This is a genomic window from Leisingera sp. ANG-DT (assembly GCF_000813785.1).
Taxonomy (GTDB): Bacteria; Pseudomonadota; Alphaproteobacteria; order Rhodobacterales; family Rhodobacteraceae; genus Leisingera.
In genome coordinates, this window is the sequence record NZ_JWLE01000021.1 from 77,870 (window position 1) to 98,159 (window position 20,290).

The following is a 20,290-nucleotide window of genomic DNA, read 5'->3' on the forward strand; positions in this document are numbered from 1 at the left end:
ACACCCCTCGATCCAGCCAGTCGCCTGGCCGGGCCGCCGCTGAATGCGGCGGTCATTCAAAACTCACATTGACAGTCCGCAAGCCAATGGCCGCGGAATGCCGCTACTGATTTTCCGGTTCAAAACCGGGCACGCCCCCACGCGCCCGCGCCATTTTTTTAATGCCGCCCAATTCCCAGGCGGCGGTGCGTTGCAGCACTCCGCCCTAATTAGGACAAATTTAGGCAATTGCGCGCAAAATTTTCATTTTCCTGCAAAACGACCTCAAACTGCGCCTTGCACAGGAAGAATCAGGAAACAATGGAAGAAGACTGATTAGAATTGTTTCCGCAAGAGTTCGAACGTTTCCCGGAATCAATGTTCCGCTGCTTTCGGGAATTTTCCGGGCCGCGAAGCCGCGGGAAAATGTCCCTTGCCACCCTCAACTTATTCGGAACCGAGCGGAGTAAACCCATCCGCCAGAGACGGTACCAACTGCACAGCAGACTGAAAATCGGGGCCAACAGAAAGCACTCGCCTGCTGATAGCCTATTGCCGGTGGATATTGCAATTCCCCGGGAATGGGGAGGAGCGATTGAATGATCAATACCGCAATTGCCCTATTGAACAGCAACAGTGCGGAGCATGAATATTGCAGAAAGTCCCAGTATTCCTGCATCTCCTCGCTGTGAACCGGCAGGCCGCACACTTGCCGGAAACCGGAAACACAGCCATAAGCCTCAGCAAAGCGATGGCAGAAGGGGCGTAGCCATGATGCAATCTCCCAGCAGCGGCGCCAGCTGGCTGGCCGCCAACCTGGACGGAACCGCACTGACCGCCTGGACCATGACCGGCAGCACTGCAGGCCCGGCACAGCGGCTGCACCTGCCCGGCAACGGCCCGGATAAACTTGCTGCAGGTTTACGGCAGCTGCTGGCAGGCGGGGCACTGCCGGTAGTGCTGGGTGGCAGCACCCTGGTGCCTGTGCAGACGGTGCCCGCCGTTCCTGCAGACCTGCCTTTGACGGCAACCCCGCTGGAAGAGCTGAACGTTCATGCCCTGCCAGGGCTGAGCCAGTCTGCGCCGTGCGGACTGATACAGGGTGCCGCAGCCCGGCTGAGCGGCTTCTTGCAGCTGAACCCGGACTGGGACGGCGTGGTCTGCCTGCCGGACACCGGTGTGACCCATTGGGTGCAGGTCAGTGCCAGAGAAGCAGTCAGCTTTCAAAGCGCGCTTACCGGGCAGCTGGCGGCTGCGGTTGCGCAGCCAATGGCGCTGGAAGCCGCAGGCAGCTGCAGCAAGGCAGCGCTTGCTGAGGCGGCAGCCGACGGCATTGCCAAACCGGAACTGCTGGCAGCGCGGCTGGCGTCTTTGCAGGCGGACGCCGCGCTGGGGCAGTTGCAGGCGGACACAGCGCGGGGACGGCTCTGGGGGCTCCTATTGGGGGCGGAGCTGGCTGCTGCCCGCCCCTACTGGCTGGGCCAGAACCTGGCGCTGCTGGCTGAAGCGCCGCTGCAGCCGCTTTATGCCGCGGCGCTGGAGGCCCAAGGGCTGCCGGTCACCGTGGCAGACCCGCTGCGCATGACGCTGGAAGGGCTGACCCGGGCCTGGGCCGCGAACTGATCGCGGCACCGGCTTGCGGCATGGGCGTACTTCGGGGCTTCCAGAACCCGCAGCGCCAAAACTTCAGCGGCCGGTCCTGAAGCGCGCACCCTTGCCGGGCGGGGTTTCCGGCGGTCCGGCAAAGCACTGTGCGATGCGCATCCAGTTTTCCGCTGCTGCACCAACGGCCTGCAGCCGGGTATCCTGGATATTGCGCACTTGAGTGACAACTTGTGCAAACTCCACCGCAGAGCCTTTGATATAGTTCGCGTCCTGCGGGGCATTCCATTCCCAGAGCGCTCCCGAAGGCCCGGTCAGCTGGACAAAGGGCGCTGGCTCCGGCACGTCCAGCCCGCGGTTGCGGAAACTCCAGCCATATGTGGCTACCCCCAGATGCGCAATGTTGCGGATGCGGTCCTGCTCCTGCCGCTCATGCCCCAAGAGGTCGAACACCTCCTGCCCGTGCGCCCAGGTCTCCATCTGCCGTGCTGTGATAGAGCTGAGCGCACTCATGTCCGGCCCGATCCATTTCAGCCGCGCCTTGGGATCTGCCGCAGCGAATGCATCGGCGCAGCGCTCCGCCCCTTCACGCCAGGCCGCAAGCAACGCCCGGCCGCTGAGGCCGTCCAGCCAGGGAAACTGGCATTCGAGGATGGTACGCCCAGCTTGCATGTCCTGCAGGACCGGCGCGATGAAGGAGGTAAAGGCGCCCTCCCCTTTCAGCGAGGCCTCTGCCGCAGCGTTGAACAGGTGCAGATGCCCCAGCACATGATCAATGGTCCAGTCTTTGAACTGAGTTGCGCGGTGAAACTCCGCCTCCGGCAGTTCCTCAAGGATGGCTGCCAGGGTGCGGCTTTCGGCGCGGAAATCTTCAGCCTGCTGCATAGTTCTCCCCTTATGCTCCGCCTGGCAGGATAGCCGGGCCGGGCGCAGGCCGGAAACAGGAACGAAACGTCACAATTTGGGGCGCCGGGACGGGCTCAGGGCAGCGGATCGGTCTTGAACAGGCGGATTTTCAGCCCGCCGTGGGCCACCGGCGCGCCAAAAGGCAGGAACGGCAGATTGGTCGCCTTGGCGAGGCTGGATTCCGAGGTGACAATGCCCACGCGCCAGCCGGAGAACCGCTCCGTCAGCACCTGCCCCAACGCGCCGTAAAGGGCATAGAGCAGTTTCTTGTTGCCGATCCGGGCGCCATAGGGCGGGTTGACGATGACCAGACCCGGCGGGCCATCCGGGCGCTGCAGGGCGCTGACCGCGGCCTGTGCAAATCGGGTGCAATCGTCCACGCCCGCCCGCTCCGCGTTTGCAGCGGCCATCTCCACGGCGCCCGCGTTGCGGTCGGAGCCATGGAACAGGATGTCCGTTTTCCGCGCCTCGCCCTGCTGCTTCAGCTCTGCCCAGGCGTCCGCATCGAAGGTTGCCAGCTGCTCAAAGGCAAAGTTGCGGCTGCGGCCGGGCAGCAGGCCCTTGGCGATCTCTGCCGCCTCGATCACGAAGGTGCCGGAGCCGCACATCGGATCGACCACAGGCTCGCTGCCGTTAAAACCGCATTCGCGCAGGAACAGGGAAGCGAGATTTTCCCGCATCGGCGCCTTGCCAACAGCGGATTTGTGGCCACGCTTGTGCAGACCCTCGCCCGAGGTATCGACGCTGAAGACACAGAGGTTGTCCTCAATGCGCAGCTTGACCGTCAGCTCTGCGTCCTTGGTGACGGGGGCGCCGAGGGTCTCGGCAATTGCCTTTTCCACCCTCTGGGCAGCGGCGCCGGCGTGGTAGATCTTGGATTTCTTGTTGGTGGACACCTCCACCTTCACCGGCACATCCGGACGCAGCACGTCACTCCAGGGGAACTTGCGCGACCGTTTGTCGAGCTGGGCCAGATGGAAGGCGCGGAATTCGCCGATCCGCGCCAGCACCCGCGCAGCGCCGCGCAAGCACAGGTTTGCGCGCCAGACCTCGCGCCAATCGCCCTGCACCGTGACCCCGCCCGGCACCGCCTTGGGCGCGGCAAAGCCCAGCTCCTTGGCCTCAGCCAGCAGCGCCTGTTCCAGTCCCGGCGGTGCGGTCAGGAAGATCTCGAATGTGCTTTCTTGCGTCATGCTGCCCTCCTTAGACGCAAAGCAGATCCGCGGCGACTGTTTTTTCCGGTCGCGCCATGAGAGAAACTGCCGTTGCGTTACAACCGCAGATGCCGCGCTGCGGCATAGCGTTGACGCTCAACAGAGGAAACAATTTCCAAATGAATTCAATACAATAAGCATTACTAAAAAATTAGTTTGACAATGCAATCCAACCTATGAAAGCTCTATGCCAGTCAGGTGCAGGCAACGCGCAGCTGGCCTCAAGAGACTTTCAGGGAGGAAGAGATGCGTAAGTATCTTCTCTCCGCAGCAGCCGTTTGTGCGGTGGTTGCGGGATCAATTGGCTATGCCGACGAAATGGCGGCCAAAAAATGGATTGATGAAGAATTCCAGCCGTCGGCTTTGACCAAGGATGAACAGCTGTCAGAGATGCAGTGGTTCATCAAGGCCGCGGAACCTTACAAAGGCATGGAGATCAACGTGCTGTCGGAAGGCATTCCGACGCATAGCTATGAGTCCGAAGTGCTGACCAAAGCGTTTGAGGAAATCACCGGCATCAAGGTGAACCACCAGATCCTGGGTGAAGGCGAGGTCGTCCAGGCCGTGCAGACCCAGATGCAGACCAAGCGGAACCTCTATGACGGCTACGTCAATGACTCCGACCTGATCGGCACCCACTCGCGCCTGCAGCTGGCGTACAACCTGACCGACATGATGGCAGGCGAGTTCAAGGACGTGACCAATCCCGGCCTCGACCTGGATGACTTCATGGGCACCCAGTTCACCACCGGCCCGGACGGCGACCTGTACCAGCTGCCCGACCAGCAGTTCGCAAACCTGTACTGGTTCCGCAAGGACTGGTTCGACCGCGAAGACCTGCAGGCCGCGTTCAAGGAAAAATACGGCTATGACCTGGGCGTCCCGGTCAACTGGTCCGCATATGAGGACATCGCCGAGTTCTTCAGCGAGCAGGTCAAGGAAATCGACGGCACCGCGATCTATGGCCACATGGATTATGGCAAGCGCGCGCCGGACCTTGGCTGGCGGATGACCGATGCGTGGCTGTCAATGGCCGGTGCCGGCTCGAAAGGTGAGCCGAACGGGGTGCCGATCGACGAATGGGGCATCCGCATGGAAGAAGGCTCCTGCAACCCGGCTGGTGCCAGCGTGACCCGCGGCGGCGCGGCAAACGGCCCGGCAGCGGTCTATGCGATCCGCAAGTGGGACGAATGGCTGCGCAAATACGCGCCTCCGGGTGCCGCGTCCTATGACTTCTACCAGTCGCTGCCGGCACTGGCACAGGGCAACGTGGCACAGCAGATCTTCTGGTACACCGCCTTCACCGCCGACATGGTGAAGCCGCAGTCCGAAGGCAACAACACGGTCGACGGCGACGGCAACCCGCTGTGGCGGATGGCGCCCAGCCCGCACGGCCCCTACTGGGAAGAAGGCCAGAAGGTCGGCTATCAGGACGTGGGCTCCTGGACCTTCCTCAAGTCCACCCCGCTGGACCGTGCCCAGGCGGCCTGGCTTTATGCCCAGTTCGTGGTGTCCAAGACCGTGGACGTGAAGAAATCGCACGTTGGTCTGACCTTCATCCGCGACTCTTCCGTGAACCACGAGAGCTTCACCGAGCGCGCACCCAAGCTGGGCGGCCTGGTCGAGTTCTACCGCTCGCCTGACCGTGTGGCATGGTCGCCGACCGGCATCAACGTGCCGGACTATCCGAAGCTGGCCCAGATCTGGTGGCAGCAGATCGGTGACGTGAACTCCGGCGCCTTCACGCCGCAGGAAGCGATGGACCGTCTGGCCGAGGAAATGGACATCACCATGGGCCGTATGCAGCGTGCAGACGAGCAGGCGAATGTCTATGGCGGCTGCGGCCCGCGTCTGAACGAAGAGAAAGACGCGGAATGGTGGTACGCCAATGGCGGCGCCAAAGCCCCGCTGGAAAACGAGAAGCCGCAGGGCCAGACCGTCAACTATGACGAGCTGGTGGCCCGCTGGGCAACCAACTAAGGCCTCCTCCCGGCCCGGCCAGCGATCCCCATCATCTGGCCGGGCTGCATCAGGCCCCGGAAGACCCTTTCCCGTCATCCGGGGCCATCTTCCCCAAGATCAGAGCGCGCCCCTGCCCCGCGCGCGAACAGGCCGCCTGCCAGAAAGTCAAAGCAAGATGGCACTCGAACTCAAGGGTGTGACCAAGCGCGTCGGCGCCATTCAGCACATCAAGGAAACCTCCCTGCTGCTGGAGCCCGGTCACTTTAACGTCCTCCTCGGCGCTACCGGCTCCGGAAAGACCTCACTCATTAAACTGATGGCGGGCCTCGACCCGATGGCCAGCGGCCAGGTGCTGATGGATGGCGAGGATGTCAGCCGTCTCAGCACCCAGAAACGCAACATCAGCCTGGTGCATCAGTTCTTCATTAACTACCCGCATATGACTGTGTATGAGAACATCGCCTCGCCGCTGAAAGTGGCTGGGATGGCGAAGTCGGAAATCGAAGGCCGCGTCGAAGAGGCTGCGGAAATCCTGCAGCTGAAACCGATGCTGCACCGCCGCCCGCACGAGCTGTCCGGCGGTCAGCAGCAGCGCTGCGCCCTGGCCCGTGCAATCGCCAAGGAAAGCCGCGCGGTGTTCCTGGATGAGCCGCTGGCCAACCTCGACTACAAACTGCGCGAGGAGCTGCGCGACCAGCTGCCCGAACTGTTTGCAGGCCGCGGTGCGGTGGTGGTCTATGCGACCTCGGAACCGGAAGAGGCGCTGCTTCTGGGCGGCAAGACCGCGCTAATGCGCGACGGCCGCGTGACCCAGTTCGGCCCCACCGCAGAGATCTATCGCAACCCCGGCAATGTCGATGCGGCGCGGGTGTTCTCCGATCCGCCGATCAACACCGCCGAGATCACCAAGCAGGGCAGCATGGCCCGCTTGGGCGCCGGCGTCACCTGGGAGCTGGCTGGCGACGCAGCCGGTCTGGCCGATGGCACCTATACCATCGCGATCCGCCCGCACCATGTGTTGCCGCAGCCCCGCAACGGCGCTGATGTGCAGCTGTCAGGCCAGGTGCAGGTGACAGAACTCTCCGGCTCTGAAAGCTCTGCCCATTTCGACATGGGCTCCGGCAGCTGGGTCTCGCTGGCCCACGGCGTCCACCCCTACCAGGTGGGTGAGCTGCACGACTTCTACATGGACCCCGCGCAGGCATATTTCTTTGCCCCCGACGGCAGCCGCGCGGCGTGAGGCATCAATGGCTAAAATAACACTCTCCAAACTGCGCCACAGCTATCTTTCGGCACCTAAGTCCGACTCGGATTACGCGCTGAAGGAAATCGACCTCGACTGGACCGACGGCGGCGCCTATGCACTGCTCGGTCCCTCAGGCTGCGGCAAATCCACCCTCTTGAACATCATCTCCGGCTTGCTGGTGCCATCCGAGGGCCAGATCCTGTTCGACGGCAAGGACGTCACCGCCCTGCCCCCGGACCAGCGTAACATCGCCCAGGTGTTCCAGTTCCCGGTGATCTACGACACCATGACGGTCTACGATAACCTGGCTTTCCCGCTCAGGAACCGCGGCCGGGATGAGGCCACCGTGCACCAGCGGGTGATGGCAATTGCCGAGATGCTCGAAGTCACCGAGATGCTGGAGCAGAAGGCAGCAGGCCTCAGCCCCGACAACAAGCAGAAAATCTCCATGGGCCGCGGCCTGGTGCGCGAGGACGTCAACGTGGTGATGTTCGACGAACCGCTCACTGTGATCGACCCGCACCTGAAGTGGAAGCTGCGCTCCAAGCTGAAGGAGCTGCACCAGCGGGTGAAGGCGACGATGATCTACGTCACCCACGACCAGACCGAGGCGCTGACTTTTGCCGATCAGGTTGTGGTGATGCAGCTGGGCGAGGTTGTGCAGATCGGCACCCCCGTCGAGCTGTTCGAGCGCCCCGCGCACACCTTTGTCGGCCATTTCATCGGCTCGCCCGGGATGAACATCCTGCCTTGCGAGCTGCAGCACGGTGCGGCCGTGTTTGCCGGTCAGCAGATTGCGCTGGAAGGCCCCATTCAAGGCGCCGCGGAGGGTCAGACCGAAATCGGCATCCGGCCTGAGTTTGTCTCGCTGGCGGGCCACGGCTTGCCTGCCATAGTCACCAAGGTCTCTGACATCGGCCGCCACACAGTGGTGGAGTGCGAGGCCGGCGGCTGCCGCATCAACGCCGTGACAGAAGGCGCCGCGCCGGAAAAAGGCAGCGCCGTGCACCTGGCCTTCCGCCAGGACATGACCCGGCTTTACGTGGACGGCTGGCTTGCCACCGCCCCGGCCAATGCCACCGGCGAACAAGGAGCAGCCTGATGAAAACCGAAAACCAGAAAGCCTGGTTCTTTGTCCTGCCGGTGCTGGCGCTGGTCGCCTTCAACGCGCTCATTCCGATGATGACGGTGGTCAACTACTCTGTGCAGGAGACCTTTGGCGACAATGTGTTCTTCTGGCAGGGGCTGGACTGGTTCCAGCAGATCCTGCGCTCCGACCGGTTCCACGCGGCGCTTGGCCGCCAGTTCCTGTTCACTTTCCTGATCCTGATCATCGAGGTGCCGCTGGGCATCGCCATTGCGCTGTCGATGCCGCGCAAGGGGTTCTGGGTGCCGGTGTGCCTGGTGCTGATGGCGCTGCCGATGCTGATCCCGTGGAACGTAGTCGGCGCGATGTGGAACATCTTCACCCTGCCCGACATTGGCCTCTTGGGCTATTTCCTGAACCATGTGCTGGGCATCTCCTATGACATGACGCAGGACCCCATTGCGGCCTGGGTGACCATCGTCACCATGGACGTCTGGCACTGGACCTCGCTGGTGGTGCTGCTGAGCTATGCCGGCCTGGTGTCGATCCCCGACGCCTATTACCAGGCGGCCAAGATCGACGGCGCCTCCAACTGGGCGGTGTTCCGGTTCATCCAGCTGCCCAAGATGAAAACAGTGCTGACCATCGCCATCCTCCTGCGTTTCATGGACAGCTTCAACATCTACACCGAGCCGTTTGTGCTGACAGGCGGCGGTCCCGGAAACTCCACCACGCTCTTGTCGATCGACCTGGTGAAAATCGCGCTTGGCCAGTTCGACCTCGGCCCCGCTGCGGCCATGTCGCTCATCTATTTCGCAATCACGCTCCTGGTCTCCTGGCTGTTCTACACGCTGATGACCAAGGACGATCTGAACTAAGGGAGGGATCCAGATGCAGAAACGATCCATCGTCCCCATCGTCTATATCCTGTTCCTGATGCTGCCGATCTATTGGCTGGTGGCGATGAGCTTCAAGACGACCAATGAAATCCTGTCGGGCTTCTCGCTGTTCCCGCAGACTTTCACGCTGGACAATTACGCAACCATCTTCACCGATCCCAGCTGGTACTGGGGCTATATCAACTCAATCGCCTACGTGTCGATCAACACGGTGATCTCCATCGCGGTGGCGCTGCCGGCGGCCTATGCCTTCAGCCGCTACCGGTTCCTGGGCGACAAGCAGCTGTTCTTCTGGCTGCTGACCAACCGGATGGCGCCTGCCGCGGTGTTCGCGCTGCCGTTCTTCCAGCTCTATTCCGCGGTGGAGCTGTTCGACACCCATCTGGCGGTGGCGCTGGCGCACTGCCTGTTCAATATCCCGCTGGCGGTGTGGATCCTGGAGGGCTTCATGGGCGGCGTGCCCAAGGAGCTGGACGAAACCGCATTTGTCGACGGTTATTCCTTCCCGCGCTTCTTCGCGACGATCTTTATCCCATCGATCAAGGCAGGCGTGGGTGTGGCGGCCTTCTTCTGCTTCATGTTCTCCTGGGTGGAGCTGCTGCTGGCCAAGACCCTGACCGCCGTCGCCGCCAAGCCGATTGCCGCCACCATGACCAAAACCGCCTCCAGCGCGGGTTATGAACTGGGGCTGCTGGCGGCTGCGGGAACTCTGACAATCATTCCGGGCGCCATCGTGATCTGGTTTGTCCGCAACTACATCGCGAAGGGTTTCGCGATGGGGAGGGTGTAATGCTTTCATGGATGGCCTGGACCTGGCCCACTGCCCTGTTGTTCATCGGTATCTTCAGCGCCATCGGTGTGCTGATCATCGCCGAAATCCGCCACCCTGGCGGCGCAGCCCGCAAGGGCGTGCTCGGCCTCACCACCACCCGCGGCGACCGGCTGTTCATCAGCCTGCTGGGAACCTCCTACATCTTCCTGGCCTGGCTGGGGCTGGTGGGGATGCCCTTGTGGTGGCCGCTGGGGCTGTCGATCGCCTGGGGCATCTTCTGCTTCTGGAAGGTTTGACCCGCGACTTCAAACAAAGTCGGGACAGGCCTTGAAGGCAAACCCGTCCTTCAAGGCCGTCTCAGCCAAGACCCCGAACGGATGCGCCAGGCACCATCGCGAATACTGGCCATCACCCTGCAACCTGCTGAGAAGACTCGCGCGGCAGCGCACATTGTGACAACAAAAGCCCCGCTGCCGCGCATCTTCTAAAAAAATAGTTTTCACGGAAGCCTGCTTCCCCTAGCATGACTGGAACGATCACATGAGCCGGACTGCCGAGGCGATGCGCAAGAAACACGACACTTCCCTGCTGACCGAGGTTGAGCTGGAATTCATGACCGTGGTCTGGGACATGGGCGGCGGCACCGTGCGTGATATCCTTGCCGAGCTGAACAAGATGCAGGAACGCGCCTATACTTCGGTGGCCACGGTTCTCAAGATCATGGAACAGAAGGGCTTTCTCACCAGCGAGCGCAAGGATCGCTCCCTGGTGTACCGCCCCGCCGTTCCCAAGGCAGAGTATCAGAAAACATCTCTGAAAAACCTTTCGAGCAAGCTTTTCAACGGCGCGCCCGCCGCATTGGTGGCGCGGCTGGTCGATGATGAGGATGTGACCGACGAGATGCTCGAGGAGATGCGGGCGCTCTTGGAGGAAAGGCTGGGGGATAATGAACGCTGATGTTCTGCTGAATGCCTATATTGATCTGAATATCCTGCTGCTGGCGGGCACCCTGTTGTGGTTCGCCGCCCGCAAGGCGCTGGCGCGCAGTCCGCTGGGGCGCGCCTACCGGCCGCAGCTGCGGCTGCTGAACGGAATGACGGTACTGCTGGCGGCCTCGCCGCTGCTGATCCTAGCGTTTACCCGCTTTGTCATCGCCCATCCGCCTAATTTCTCTGACATGCTGGTTTCGCAGTATCTGCAGGGCAATGTCAGCATGAGTGCCGGAACTTTTGAGGCCACCCTCGGCCTGCGCGAAGATGCGGTACGCGGCCTCACCAGCCTGCAACCCGGCTGGGCGCAGGCCGTTGCAGCGGCTTTTGCTGTTGGGGCGCTCATCTGCCTGGCGCATGTGGCGGCCTCTGTCTTCCGCCTGCGGCAAAACCTGGCCGGCTCCTTCCTTTGGAAACGCATTGGCCGGGTACAGCTGATGGTGTCCGATGACATCCGCGTGGCCTATTCCACCCGAGGGCTGCTGCGGCGCTATGTGGTGCTGCCCTCGGCATTGCTGAATGATCCGCGTGACCTGCGCCTGACCATCGCGCATGAGCTGCAGCACTTCCGCCAGCGCGACATCGAATGCGAGTTTCTGCTGGAGCTTCTGCGCCCTGCCCTATTCTGGAATCCCGCCTTCTACCTTTGGCGGCGCGAGGTGCGTCTGTTGCGCGAATTTGCCTGCGACCAGGCGCTGATGGCGCGGCCTGCGTTTGATGTGCGCGCCTATTGCGAATGCCTGATCCGTGCCTGTGCCCTTGCCGCGCGCGGCCCGGCACTGTTCACCCGCCGCAGCCCCGCTGTGGCGCTGGTAGACCGCCGCGAAACCCGCCGCGGAGCCTCCCTGCAACGCCGCATCATTGCGGTGACAGCGGTTCAGCCGCGGGGGCCGAACTCCCTTGGCTGGGGGCTGGTCTCTTTGACGATGGCCGGGGTGGTGCTGGCGACGGCGGTGCTGCTGCAACGCCCCAGCGACTGGAGCCATGACCGCATCATGCTGTCGACGATCGTCAACCTGGAGCGCATGGCCAGCCGCAACAGCACTCCGGAGCTTGCCGTCAGTGCCCTGAACGGCGGCTTTGCTGTGCCAAGCCAGTAACTCTCCCGGCCAGTCGCCACCTGTGAACACAGTGATCTTGGCAGGTGGCACCGGGAGCTGCCACCAGTTAACTTAAAGACGCAATCTTGCGCAGGCGATCCACCCTTTCAAGAAAAAACTCCGTTGCTCCCTCCTCTGAGAGAGGTCAGCGCGGCGGAAAATGACTGCTTCAGCGCGGCGCGAAGCGGGAAACATGCGTTCTTAGCCCCCGAAAACTGACGCTAAACCGCTTCAACCCCAGGCGGTTAGCGCCTTAGTCAGCGGGTTTTCACCTTTCATCTGCATGTATTTGGCAGGTTCCCGCTGTGGCAGCAGCACGGCGGAGCCTGAGGGTTTTCTTTTGGTACATGCCAAGTCCACAACAAGCGCAAGTGTTAGCTTACGGGTAAAAGGTGACGGGCATGTACCAGACGGACTACAAACCGATTGGCGGATACGGCCAATTCAATACTATTCTTCAGCTTCAGGACGGCCGCATCGACATCTCGGAAGATGGCAGCGTTTCCCTGATGCGGGCAGGATCGGCAGGCGAAAAGGTTGGCAAGTCGGCCTATAGCACTGCAATCAATTCAACTGATGCCTCCGGTCTGATCACCGCCGAGTTTGAGTTCATGATCCCGGATGGCAATCCGCTGAGCCATATTTATCTGGCAGACCTTGAGAGCAACGCCTCTAGCAGCGGGTTCAACCCGGGTGTGCGAATTCAAGTCCGTGACGGGTTGATCCGGGTCGAACGCGGCAAGATCGGTATCAAAGAGTTGTGGCCGGCGGATCAGGATGAACTGCTGCAGACCGGAAAATGGTACACTTTGAAGATCGTCATGCGTCCCGGTGATCAAAACAGCGGAGAAATTCAGCTGTATCTGGATGGTAAGCTCGTCGTGGACGAGCAGGGCCAGACCATGGACACGCGCTATGCCAATGGGGAAATCGACCGCGTTCAAATCGGCCTTACCGCCAACGTAAACGACTATGACGCGGCCTTGGCGGTTCGGAATGCCGAAATCACCGTTGACCATCCTGGCACTGGCAATGATGGCCACTACAGCCTGAACCCGCTGGATGCGCTTCAGCACTCGGTTGGCATTTACCGCAATGGCACCGAAGCTGACCCCGTATATGTCAGCGAAATCAATCCGGATCAGCCTTCAACACCCGAACCGCCGGTGGAAGAACCCGGTTTTAACACCATTACCGGCACCCCGAACGACGATGTTCTGAAGGGAACCGGCAATGCTGATGCCGTTCGAGCATTCAATGGCAGGGACTGGCTTGATGGGGCCGGAGGCAGCGATCTGCTTCGGGGCGGTGGTGGACTTGACACCATCTCTGGCGGCAGCGGCGATGATACAGTTTATGGCGGAACCCGTGGTGACAGGCTGTATGGCGACTCTGGCCGGGACGAAGTTCACGGAGGGAAGGGCTACGACCAGATTCACGGCGGAGGCGGTGAGGACAAGCTGTTCGGCGGCAACGGAAAGGACAAGCTTTTCGGAGGCAATGGCCAGGACGTGCTGTACGGCGGCGCCGGTGAGGACACGCTAAAGGGGGGCAGCGGTAATGATACCTTCACGTTCAAAACCGGGGCGGGCCAGGACATCATCACTGATTTTGCAGTGGGTTCCGATCAGGTGCACCTTGATTTCACCTCGGAGGAATTGAACGCACTACGTTTTCGGAGTGTTGCAGGCGAAGACGGTGGAGTGCTGATTATACAGGGAGAAGACAGCCTTCTGCTTCAGGGGGTAAGCTACTCTGATCTGTCCAACAGCGACTTTCTGCTGAACGGGTCCTGAGCAGGGGTTGCTGCCGTCCTGCCCGTCCCTGTTTCAGGTCCGCGGGCGGGGTTTTCCTGATCTGAGAGATTGACGCAGAAGCTGCAACTGGCTGGCAGTCTCCAGACGCAGACGCGCGCCCAGGCTGGCACGGCTGATACGCAGGCTGCAGGTTTGCATCCGGCTGTTTGCCATCCGCTTGAGGTTATGACGCGCGGACCAGAGATTGAAGGACACAGCCCCCTCATCCAAGCTGTGTTTGATAGACTTGAACATCAGGGCGGTACCGGCCCCCAGCTCGCCCCCGTTGGGCGTAAGGGCTGTGAAGTAACCGTGATGCGTTCCGCCCCGGTCTGCCAGATTGAAAACAAAGGCAACAGGCTGCCCCCGGAGTGAAGCCGACCAGAACCGCAGTGTTCCGTCCCTTGCGCAGCCGCGAATCTGGTCTTCGTATAGCTGTAAGCCGACGTGGCGCATGCGCGGGCAATTCTTCCAGCTGGCAGACACCACCGCCCTAAGCACGTTTACCGCGGCCTCCGGGTCATCGTCAGGCGGGCTCAGGCAGACTTCGCAGCTGGCTGCCAGTTTCCGCTCGGCTGAACGCAGGTTGCGGCGGTTCTTGCTGCTGAGCTGTGCCTCCAGCTCAGCGCCGCTTGCCACGCCTTCTACCAGGTAATAGCCCAAGCCGGCACGGTTCCCGACGCAGTAGCCCCCCCGTTCAAATGCCTGAGCCAGACAGCGGCCCAGGCGGTTGCTCTCCGGCAGGTTTTCAAAGGTAAGGTCCAGCCAGCGCATCTGTTCCAAGGCCTGAACCAAGGCCGAGGACAATTCGTGCTGGTCCAGCTGCGGGTCAAACAGCAGATCAAAAGCCGGGGATGACCCGTAAACAGGCGGCCCTGCGCGCCAGGCCAAGGCCGCTTTCCAGTCGCGCCGGCGGAACAGCGGCAGGAAGGCGGCCAGGTCCCCGCCCCGCCACAGACACAAGCACACAGGTCTTTGCCCTTCGGCAATTGCAGCACGTGCCCACGGCAGGAAAAAGCCTGGCCTGTCAAAGGCACTGGCGCCGGCCGCCGCAGACAGGGCCGTCAGCTGCCCTTCCAGCGCCTGCAGTTCAGGCAGGCTGCAAGCAACTTCGGCACGCAGTGTCGGCATTCAGGTTTCCTCCTTATTCTGCCGGATCCCGGGACCAGGCGTCCCGCGGGGGGCCATTCACGGTTGCCGGCCAGACCCAGACAGGAAAGTCTGCCGGCCGCCGGCTGGCACGCCGCCGCTGAGCTGCTGCAAGCAGCGTCTGCGGCACGCCATAGGCAATCAATTGCGCGGCCTTTGCGACAGCCAGATCCGCCGCCGTCAGTGCCTGTTTGCGCTGGTCCCGGCTGGCAAAGCTGGAGTTCGGAGCATATTCCGGCGGCCGGATGCTGTCCGCCTCCAGCCCGGCGGCCGCGAGCACCGGTGCCAGTACCTTGCCCGGATCGGCGCGCAGGGTTTCATAGTCCGCCAAAAAGACGCGTTTCCTGCCCAGTTGCCGCTGCAGCTGGCGCATGCAGCGCTGATGAAACACATTCGAAGCACAGGCCCGCCCGATCAGAAGTGCGCGCCGCGGGTAAGATGGCGGACGGCGGCCATAGGACCACAGCCGCGATCTCAGGAAGCCCGGGTTGCTGCGGCTCACGCATAAAAACAGTGCTCTGGGCACAGCCTTGGCTATATCTGGCCCCAGCAGGGTGTGGTGCGGCGATTTCTCAACCCAGGCCATTGCGTTCTGCCGTTGCGACAGCGCTTCCATAACCCCGCAGAACAATTCTGCAGGGCTGGCGCTGGCTTCGGCTGCCTGCTCTCCCCACCTGCGCGAAAACCCGCATAGCCGGTAGTATTCGCTGCGCAGGAAATCCCCTGCTGCATCGGCGCGCCAGCCAGCACTTGGCCAAGGCTCCATGGCTGGTGCGAAGTGCGAGAAGAAAATACTTTCATGCACCCCGTGGTGACGCTCCGCCGCCACGGCGGCAACTCCGGGTTGCGCCGCCAGCAGATTGGCAGCCAAAGTGGTGCCGGAGCGCTGCAAACCCAGAACAAAAATGGGCATGGCACGATGCGTGGTCATACGCCCGCCCCCGCCTGCTGCCGCAACCCGCGGCACGCGCGGCGCAGGTTGAACAGCAGAGCATGGCTGGGCTGGCGCAGCGGCAGAACATAGGCCGGCACCAGCGGCACTGCTTCCGGCCTGAAAGCTGACTTGAACTGCGCGCGGTTTCTGGCCCCACCGGAAACTTCCGCGCCGCCAGCGTCAGGCACGCTCACAGCACCGGCCATGTCATATTGCGCAAACCCCTGCGCCTGGGCGGTTTTCATGGCCTCCCAGACGAGCGGATACCCTGCAGCCGCACTGGAATGCTCCTCACAACGCGCGAGGGCCAGCCAGAACGCCCGGCTGCCATCGGCAATCATGACATGCCCGGCCACAAGCTTTCCCCGCTGCCATGCCAGAAGAAACGCGCCCTTGTTTCGCGTCATCTGCCATTGCGACTCTACCGGCGGCACAGATTCCAGACCCAATCCGCGCGCGCGAAAGAATGCCTTCATCAGCGGTTTGAACTGCAGGGCTTCTTCCAGGCTTGCAGCAGGGCGCACCTCAATCCCTGCCTTTTGCGCCTTGCGGATCTGCCTGCGGCAGCGCTGCTTCAGCCTGGATTGCAAATCCTCTGCGGAGCCGTGCAATCCGACCAGCGCCGTTTCCGTGTGTTGAGATTGAGCACCAACTGGCAGCCGGACACAGCCTGCGGCCTGTAACATTTCACAGACTCTCTGGACTTCCACTTCACCGCTCCAGCGCGGGTTGAGCTGCATCGAGCAGCAGCCTTCGCGGCGCAAACGCGCTGCAAAGGCTGGCAGTACTTGCGCCAGCGCCTCCGGCGTCCTGGTAACAGGCCCGCGCCGGAAACTAGCAAAGTACCGCCCCGGCGCGAGCCATGATAGACGCGCGACGCCAAAGCCGGCGATGCCGCCATCCGGGTAGCATGCAGTCAGCACAAGATAACGGTGGCGCGGCGGCGGCGGGCAGACAGTGGCAAAATCAGGAGACTGCAGCCAGGTAGCGGGCGGGCAATCCTGGAGGAAAGCTTCGACACTGCTGCTGGCCGCAGATTGCGGCACCTGATCCAAACTGACATGGATTTCTGCATTTTCAAAGCTAAGGCGCTGCAGCATGATCAGGTCCTTCCCTTGCCACCAGCAAGGATGTCGGCCCGCCGCGGTTTGCGGTTTGGCAGCAGACCGCGCACCCCTGTCAGTTCCCGCAATGCATCCTCAAGCTTCAGCAGCCAATAGGCCGGGCTGCCCCGCCGTACCCCCCGAAGGCGCCGGACCTGATAGGATCCGGTTTCGAATTCACGCAGGTAGTGCGTCCTGCGGCCGAATTCAAAGCGTACAGGCCGCCCCTGGCTGATCACCTCCCGCAGGCTCCGGTACATGACGCTGCGGCCTGGCGACAACTCGGAGAACTCCTCGTCAAACTCCGAGAACAGGCCATACCAGGTGTCTTGGCAGCGGACCGCGCAAAAAGAAGCAATGTCCTTCTCCCCGGCCCGCAACAGGATCAGGCTGCCGCAGCCTCGTGCGGCCAAGCGGCGCCACAGTTCATGCAGGAAAGTGCTGCCCCCTTGCAGAGCAGCCAATCCGGTTCCTGATGTTTGCTTCCAGCTGCGTTGCGACAACACGAGCATCCTTTGCACTGGCGCGGTGTCCTGCGACTGAAAAACTTCCAATTCCGCCTTGGCCTCTTGCAGCAGCCTGTCGCTGATGCGGACTTTCTTGCGGAATGAGCGGCTGCGGGTTTCACAGTAACTGTCCCAATCGGTGAGGTTCTCTGCGATTGAGCTTCCCTGGGCGCGATCCTGCCGCAGCTCCAGCCCTCCAATACGCAGGCATCGGGTGGCAAACACGTCACGGGTGCAGACGCGGAACAGTGCCAGTTCAATGCCGGCCCGCGGCGCAGACTTGCATACGGCTTCCAGCAGCGCCCTCAGCGTTTCACGGCTGGTGGCGAGAAATTCGAAAAAGCCCGCGTAGTGGCACAGCCAGCCGGTCAGCACCCGCGGCCGGAAGAAGGGCAGCAGCTTGCTGAACCGTTTCCGGATCAGGCACATGGGTGCGGCCGCGACCATTTGGCTGGCCTGCCAGATTGTGATGACCCGCAACTCGCCCGGCGAGCCAAATCCAGCGTACTGTGCCGCCAGCCAGTCAAAGGAAGAAAACAAGCGCCCGCGGCAGCGTTCGTGCATGCGGCGCCATTCCGGCTCCAGAACGGCCAGGTCTTCCCAGCAGTTCAGGATGCGGGTTTGCAGCGGTTCCAGCGCTGCGCATCGCAGGGCCGCGCCATCACTCATCTGCCACCCTCCGCGCCGGAGCCCAGCGCACACTGTGCACCCCGGCCATCGCCCGCAGAATGCCAAACCCCATTGCGGCATGGCCCAGCACAAAGAAGCGGCAAAGCCCTGACCCAGGCAACCGGGCCAACAACGGCCACAGCAGCGATCCGGCTGCGACGCCGTAGATAACCATCTGCATCAGCAAGACCGCAGTATAAATTCCGCCATGTGCCGTTGCAGCCGCGAGGCTCAGCACCAGCAGCAGCGGCAACAGGAAGGCCACGATCCGCCGCAGACCCTTGTGCAAAAGCAACTGCAGTGCATAGAGCCCGTATTTGCCAGGGTTCATAAGACGGCGCATCCGCATCAGGCCGCGCCAGCCTCGTTCCGTGGAACGCACCCGCCGCATAAACTCCTCCCCGGTGCGGCTTGTGACCGCCTCCTGCGCGACCGCCCGCGGCTCAAACACAAGGCGCCGGTGCTGCGCAGGGGCCTGTACTGAGATGAAAAAGTCATCTGCAACATCGCCAGGCACCCGCTCAGGCACCAGTTTCCGCCGCATAGCGTAGAGCGTACCCTGAGCCGACACCGCACCGCCCAAACGGCTCTCTGCTGCTTTGAGGGCCGAGTCATACACCCAGAACAGGCGTTCTGCCCGCGCCAGCCAACCGCCGCGGCCCTTGCGATGCTGCGGCTGCAGGCGGCCGCATACACCGCCTGTGTCCGGCCGTGCAAATGGCGCCAGAAGTTGCCGCAAGGCGCCAGGTGACAGCATGCTGTTGGCGTCGGAGAAAACCACCACATCCGCGTCGATCCGGGCCAGCCCCGCGGTCAGCGCTTGCGCTTTGCCGCCATGCTCCGGCGTCTGAAAGGCGCGGATGCGCGGGCTGCCAAGCGACAGCGACTGCTCCAGCGTCGCGTCCTCAGAACCATCGGAAACCACTAGCACATCCAACCGGTGCGGGCCGCAGTCCTGTGCCAGGACCGTTTCCAGCTTGGCTCGGATCGCGGCTTCTTCGTTGCGGGCCGCAATCAGCACCGTAGCCCTCAGCGGCTGTTCCGGCGGCAGCGGCGCCCGGCGCCCGAACACCGCGGCCAGCAGGCACCAAAGCAGCCCGTAGCCCGCTAATGAGAAGCCAATCAGCCCAGCGCAGACCCAGAACAGCAGAGTCATTCCGCTGCCCTCCCCAAAGCCGAAGCTGAATAGGCGCGGAATAGATCGAACTGGCGGCGCGCATTGACCGCCAGCGAAAATTCCTCCTCCACCAGCCGCCGCCCTTGGCAGGCAATGGTGTAGGCCGCCACGGGATCTGCCTGCACGTCTTCCAGCGCCCGGACCAATTCCTCAACGGAGCCCGGTTCGATCAGGAAACCTGTCCTGCCCGGGCGGATCAGTTCCGGGATGCCGGACACATTGGTGGAAATCACCGGCCGCTGGAACGCGAGTCCCTCAATCGCCACGTTGGGGATACCTTCAGTGCGCCCGGAGGGGCCGATCACCGAAGGCACCGCGATCACATTGGCGCTTTGATAGAGCTTGCCAACTTTGGAAAAGTCCTGCTTTCCAAGGAACGCAACCCGCTCACCCAGGCCTAGTTCCGCCGCCAATGCCTCCAGCTGCGCACGCTCCGGCCCATCGCCTGCCAGCGAGCAACGCCAGTCCGGCACCTCCATCGCAGCCAGCGCGCGCAGCAGCAAGTCCACGCCCTTCCGTACTTGCAAGGAGCCTACATAGAGCACGTGAAACGGCCCGTCCTGCGGTGGTGGGCCAAGCTGCGGGATCGTCTCCACATCGACGCTGGAGTGGATCACCTGAATTTCCCCGGCGCAGAGGCCGCGGACATGTTCCGACAGAAAATCCCGTCCGTAATTGCTGATGGTGCGGACAAAGGCGGCCTCGCCCAGCTTCTCCGCCAGCAACCGCTGGGTACGGAAAATGTCATGGGCGCGGCAGCTCACGGAATAGGGGATGCCTGTCAGCCGGTGGATCACCCACGCCGCGGTCGCCGGATGGCCTGCGAACTCTGCATGCACATGATCGGCGCCCCAGTCTGCCAGTTCCCGGGCTATTGCGCTGGCGGCAACAGACACCACGGCGGACTTCCCGGCCAGAACCGGCTTGCGGCCCTGTTGCGTGCCGATCACTGCCGGGGGCCCCGCCATATTGCCCAGCTGTGCCGTAAAGCTGGCCAGGGTAGCCGGGCTGATCAGCCCGACGTGACGGGCAATGGCGCGGGTTGGCTGCGCAAACTCATGCAACACTTCGGAGGTGTTATAGGGCGACAGATGGTACAGCCGGACCTCAGCCCCGAACTCCAGAAACTTCAGCACATCCCTCAAGATGAAGGTTTCAGTGAATTTCGGATATTCCGTAACGATAACTGCCAGCCGCATG

18 protein-coding genes are annotated in these 20,290 nt (G+C 62.3%); 10 read left to right on the top strand and 8 right to left on the bottom strand.

Annotation, left to right across the window (positions count from 1 at the left end; translation table 11 throughout):
* Positions 1–750 precede the first annotated feature (750 nt).
* A complete protein-coding gene (locus RA21_RS16385) occupies positions 751–1,602 on the top strand; it encodes a 2-dehydro-3-deoxygalactonokinase (protein WP_039150876.1) in 852 nt (283 codons plus the stop codon).
* Between the two features lie 63 nt (positions 1,603–1,665).
* Here RA21_RS16385 and RA21_RS16390 read toward each other — a convergent pair whose 3' ends face one another.
* Both RA21_RS16390 and RA21_RS16395 read right to left on the bottom strand, forming a co-directional pair.
* The gene (locus RA21_RS16390; protein ID WP_039150878.1) at positions 1,666–2,466 is read right to left on the bottom strand and encodes a TIGR03084 family metal-binding protein; all 801 of its coding nucleotides are present in this window, start codon (positions 2,464–2,466) and stop codon (positions 1,666–1,668) included.
* A 95-nt stretch (positions 2,467–2,561) separates the two neighbouring features.
* A complete protein-coding gene (locus tag RA21_RS16395; protein WP_039150880.1) occupies positions 2,562–3,680 on the bottom strand; it encodes a THUMP domain-containing class I SAM-dependent RNA methyltransferase in 1,119 nt (372 codons plus the stop codon).
* Between the two features lie 267 nt (positions 3,681–3,947).
* On the opposite strand from RA21_RS16395, the gene RA21_RS16400 reads away from it, so the two are divergent.
* The 9 genes from RA21_RS16400 (at position 3,948) to RA21_RS22060 (ending at position 13,552) form a co-directional block, all read left to right on the top strand.
* Positions 3,948–5,681, top strand: coding sequence for an ABC transporter substrate-binding protein (locus RA21_RS16400; protein WP_019298159.1), 1,734 nt, complete (start codon positions 3,948–3,950; stop codon positions 5,679–5,681).
* A gap of 157 nt (positions 5,682–5,838) precedes the next feature.
* Positions 5,839–6,903 carry an ABC transporter ATP-binding protein gene (locus tag RA21_RS16405; RefSeq protein ID WP_029205027.1) on the top strand — a complete coding sequence of 355 codons (1,065 nt, stop codon included), beginning with the start codon at positions 5,839–5,841 and terminating at the stop codon, positions 6,901–6,903.
* A 7-nt stretch (positions 6,904–6,910) separates the two neighbouring features.
* Complete coding sequence (locus RA21_RS16410; RefSeq protein ID WP_039150881.1) at positions 6,911–8,011, top strand: ABC transporter ATP-binding protein; 1,101 nt, start codon at positions 6,911–6,913, stop codon at positions 8,009–8,011.
* Positions 8,011–8,874 (top strand): carbohydrate ABC transporter permease, encoded by an 864-nt coding sequence (locus RA21_RS16415; protein WP_039150884.1) that lies wholly within the window; start codon positions 8,011–8,013, stop codon positions 8,872–8,874. Before RA21_RS16410 ends, RA21_RS16415 begins: the two co-directional genes overlap by 1 nt.
* A 13-nt stretch (positions 8,875–8,887) precedes the next feature.
* On the top strand, positions 8,888–9,685 hold the full coding sequence (locus RA21_RS16420; RefSeq protein WP_019298163.1) for a carbohydrate ABC transporter permease: 798 nt from the start codon (positions 8,888–8,890) through the stop codon (positions 9,683–9,685).
* Complete coding sequence (locus RA21_RS16425) at positions 9,685–9,963, top strand: DUF2160 domain-containing protein (protein WP_039150888.1); 279 nt, start codon at positions 9,685–9,687, stop codon at positions 9,961–9,963. Before RA21_RS16420 ends, RA21_RS16425 begins: the two co-directional genes overlap by 1 nt.
* A gap of 244 nt (positions 9,964–10,207) precedes the next feature.
* Positions 10,208–10,624 carry a BlaI/MecI/CopY family transcriptional regulator gene (locus RA21_RS16430; protein WP_019298165.1) on the top strand — a complete coding sequence of 139 codons (417 nt, stop codon included), beginning with the start codon at positions 10,208–10,210 and terminating at the stop codon, positions 10,622–10,624.
* A complete protein-coding gene (locus RA21_RS16435) occupies positions 10,614–11,756 on the top strand; it encodes a M56 family metallopeptidase (RefSeq protein ID WP_019298166.1) in 1,143 nt (380 codons plus the stop codon). The genes RA21_RS16430 and RA21_RS16435 overlap by 11 nt, the downstream gene beginning before the upstream one ends.
* Positions 11,757–12,157: 401 nt before the next feature.
* Positions 12,158–13,552, top strand: a complete 1,395-nt coding sequence (locus tag RA21_RS22060) for a M10 family metallopeptidase C-terminal domain-containing protein (RefSeq protein WP_052257693.1) — start codon at positions 12,158–12,160, stop codon at positions 13,550–13,552.
* A gap of 33 nt (positions 13,553–13,585) precedes the next feature.
* Here the strand turns inward: RA21_RS22060 and RA21_RS16445 are convergent, their stop codons facing one another.
* From RA21_RS16445 to RA21_RS16470, 6 genes are read right to left on the bottom strand one after another with little or no spacing between them, the layout of a single operon-like run.
* Positions 13,586–14,683, bottom strand: coding sequence for a GNAT family N-acetyltransferase (locus tag RA21_RS16445; RefSeq protein ID WP_039150891.1), 1,098 nt, complete (start codon positions 14,681–14,683; stop codon positions 13,586–13,588).
* Between the two features lie 13 nt (positions 14,684–14,696).
* A complete protein-coding gene (locus RA21_RS16450) occupies positions 14,697–15,632 on the bottom strand; it encodes a sulfotransferase family protein (protein ID WP_082008984.1) in 936 nt (311 codons plus the stop codon).
* On the bottom strand, positions 15,629–16,681 hold the full coding sequence (locus RA21_RS16455) for a lipid II:glycine glycyltransferase FemX (protein ID WP_241483515.1): 1,053 nt from the start codon (positions 16,679–16,681) through the stop codon (positions 15,629–15,631). The genes RA21_RS16450 and RA21_RS16455 overlap by 4 nt, the downstream gene beginning before the upstream one ends.
* Positions 16,682–16,737: 56 nt before the next feature.
* A complete protein-coding gene (locus tag RA21_RS16460; protein WP_039150898.1) occupies positions 16,738–17,913 on the bottom strand; it encodes a GNAT family N-acetyltransferase in 1,176 nt (391 codons plus the stop codon).
* Positions 17,906–19,069: a glycosyltransferase family 2 protein gene (locus RA21_RS16465; protein ID WP_052257694.1), complete on the bottom strand. Its 1,164-nt coding sequence runs from the start codon at positions 19,067–19,069 to the stop codon at positions 17,906–17,908. Before RA21_RS16465 ends, RA21_RS16460 begins: the two co-directional genes overlap by 8 nt.
* Entirely contained in the window at positions 19,066–20,289 is a 1,224-nt protein-coding gene (locus tag RA21_RS16470; RefSeq protein ID WP_039150900.1) for a glycosyltransferase family 4 protein, read from the bottom strand. Before RA21_RS16470 ends, RA21_RS16465 begins: the two co-directional genes overlap by 4 nt.
* Position 20,290 lies beyond the last annotated feature (1 nt).

Excerpts from the sequence above, each read along its gene's own strand:
- RA21_RS16450 (WP_082008984.1), bottom strand. The coding sequence starts at position 15,632 with ATGACCACGCATCGTGCCATGCCCATTTTTGTTCTGGGTTTGCAGCGC.
- RA21_RS16415 (WP_039150884.1), top strand. The coding sequence starts at position 8,011 with ATGAAAACCGAAAACCAGAAAGCCTGGTTCTTTGTCCTGCCGGTGCTG.
- RA21_RS16395 (WP_039150880.1), bottom strand. The coding sequence starts at position 3,680 with ATGACGCAAGAAAGCACATTCGAGATCTTCCTGACCGCACCGCCGGGA.
- RA21_RS16465 (WP_052257694.1), bottom strand. The coding sequence starts at position 19,069 with ATGACTCTGCTGTTCTGGGTCTGCGCTGGGCTGATTGGCTTCTCATTA.
- RA21_RS16425 (WP_039150888.1), top strand. The coding sequence starts at position 9,685 with ATGCTTTCATGGATGGCCTGGACCTGGCCCACTGCCCTGTTGTTCATC.
- RA21_RS16385 (WP_039150876.1), top strand. The coding sequence starts at position 751 with ATGATGCAATCTCCCAGCAGCGGCGCCAGCTGGCTGGCCGCCAACCTG.
- RA21_RS16430 (WP_019298165.1), top strand. The coding sequence starts at position 10,208 with ATGAGCCGGACTGCCGAGGCGATGCGCAAGAAACACGACACTTCCCTG.
- RA21_RS16405 (WP_029205027.1), top strand. The coding sequence starts at position 5,839 with ATGGCACTCGAACTCAAGGGTGTGACCAAGCGCGTCGGCGCCATTCAG.
- RA21_RS16435 (WP_019298166.1), top strand. The coding sequence starts at position 10,614 with ATGAACGCTGATGTTCTGCTGAATGCCTATATTGATCTGAATATCCTG.
- RA21_RS16470 (WP_039150900.1), bottom strand. The coding sequence starts at position 20,289 with ATGCGGCTGGCAGTTATCGTTACGGAATATCCGAAATTCACTGAAACC.
- RA21_RS22060 (WP_052257693.1), top strand. The coding sequence starts at position 12,158 with ATGTACCAGACGGACTACAAACCGATTGGCGGATACGGCCAATTCAAT.
- RA21_RS16445 (WP_039150891.1), bottom strand. The coding sequence starts at position 14,683 with ATGCCGACACTGCGTGCCGAAGTTGCTTGCAGCCTGCCTGAACTGCAG.
- RA21_RS16460 (WP_039150898.1), bottom strand. The coding sequence starts at position 17,913 with ATGAGTGATGGCGCGGCCCTGCGATGCGCAGCGCTGGAACCGCTGCAA.
- RA21_RS16420 (WP_019298163.1), top strand. The coding sequence starts at position 8,888 with ATGCAGAAACGATCCATCGTCCCCATCGTCTATATCCTGTTCCTGATG.
- RA21_RS16400 (WP_019298159.1), top strand. The coding sequence starts at position 3,948 with ATGCGTAAGTATCTTCTCTCCGCAGCAGCCGTTTGTGCGGTGGTTGCG.
- RA21_RS16410 (WP_039150881.1), top strand. The coding sequence starts at position 6,911 with ATGGCTAAAATAACACTCTCCAAACTGCGCCACAGCTATCTTTCGGCA.
- RA21_RS16390 (WP_039150878.1), bottom strand. The coding sequence starts at position 2,466 with ATGCAGCAGGCTGAAGATTTCCGCGCCGAAAGCCGCACCCTGGCAGCC.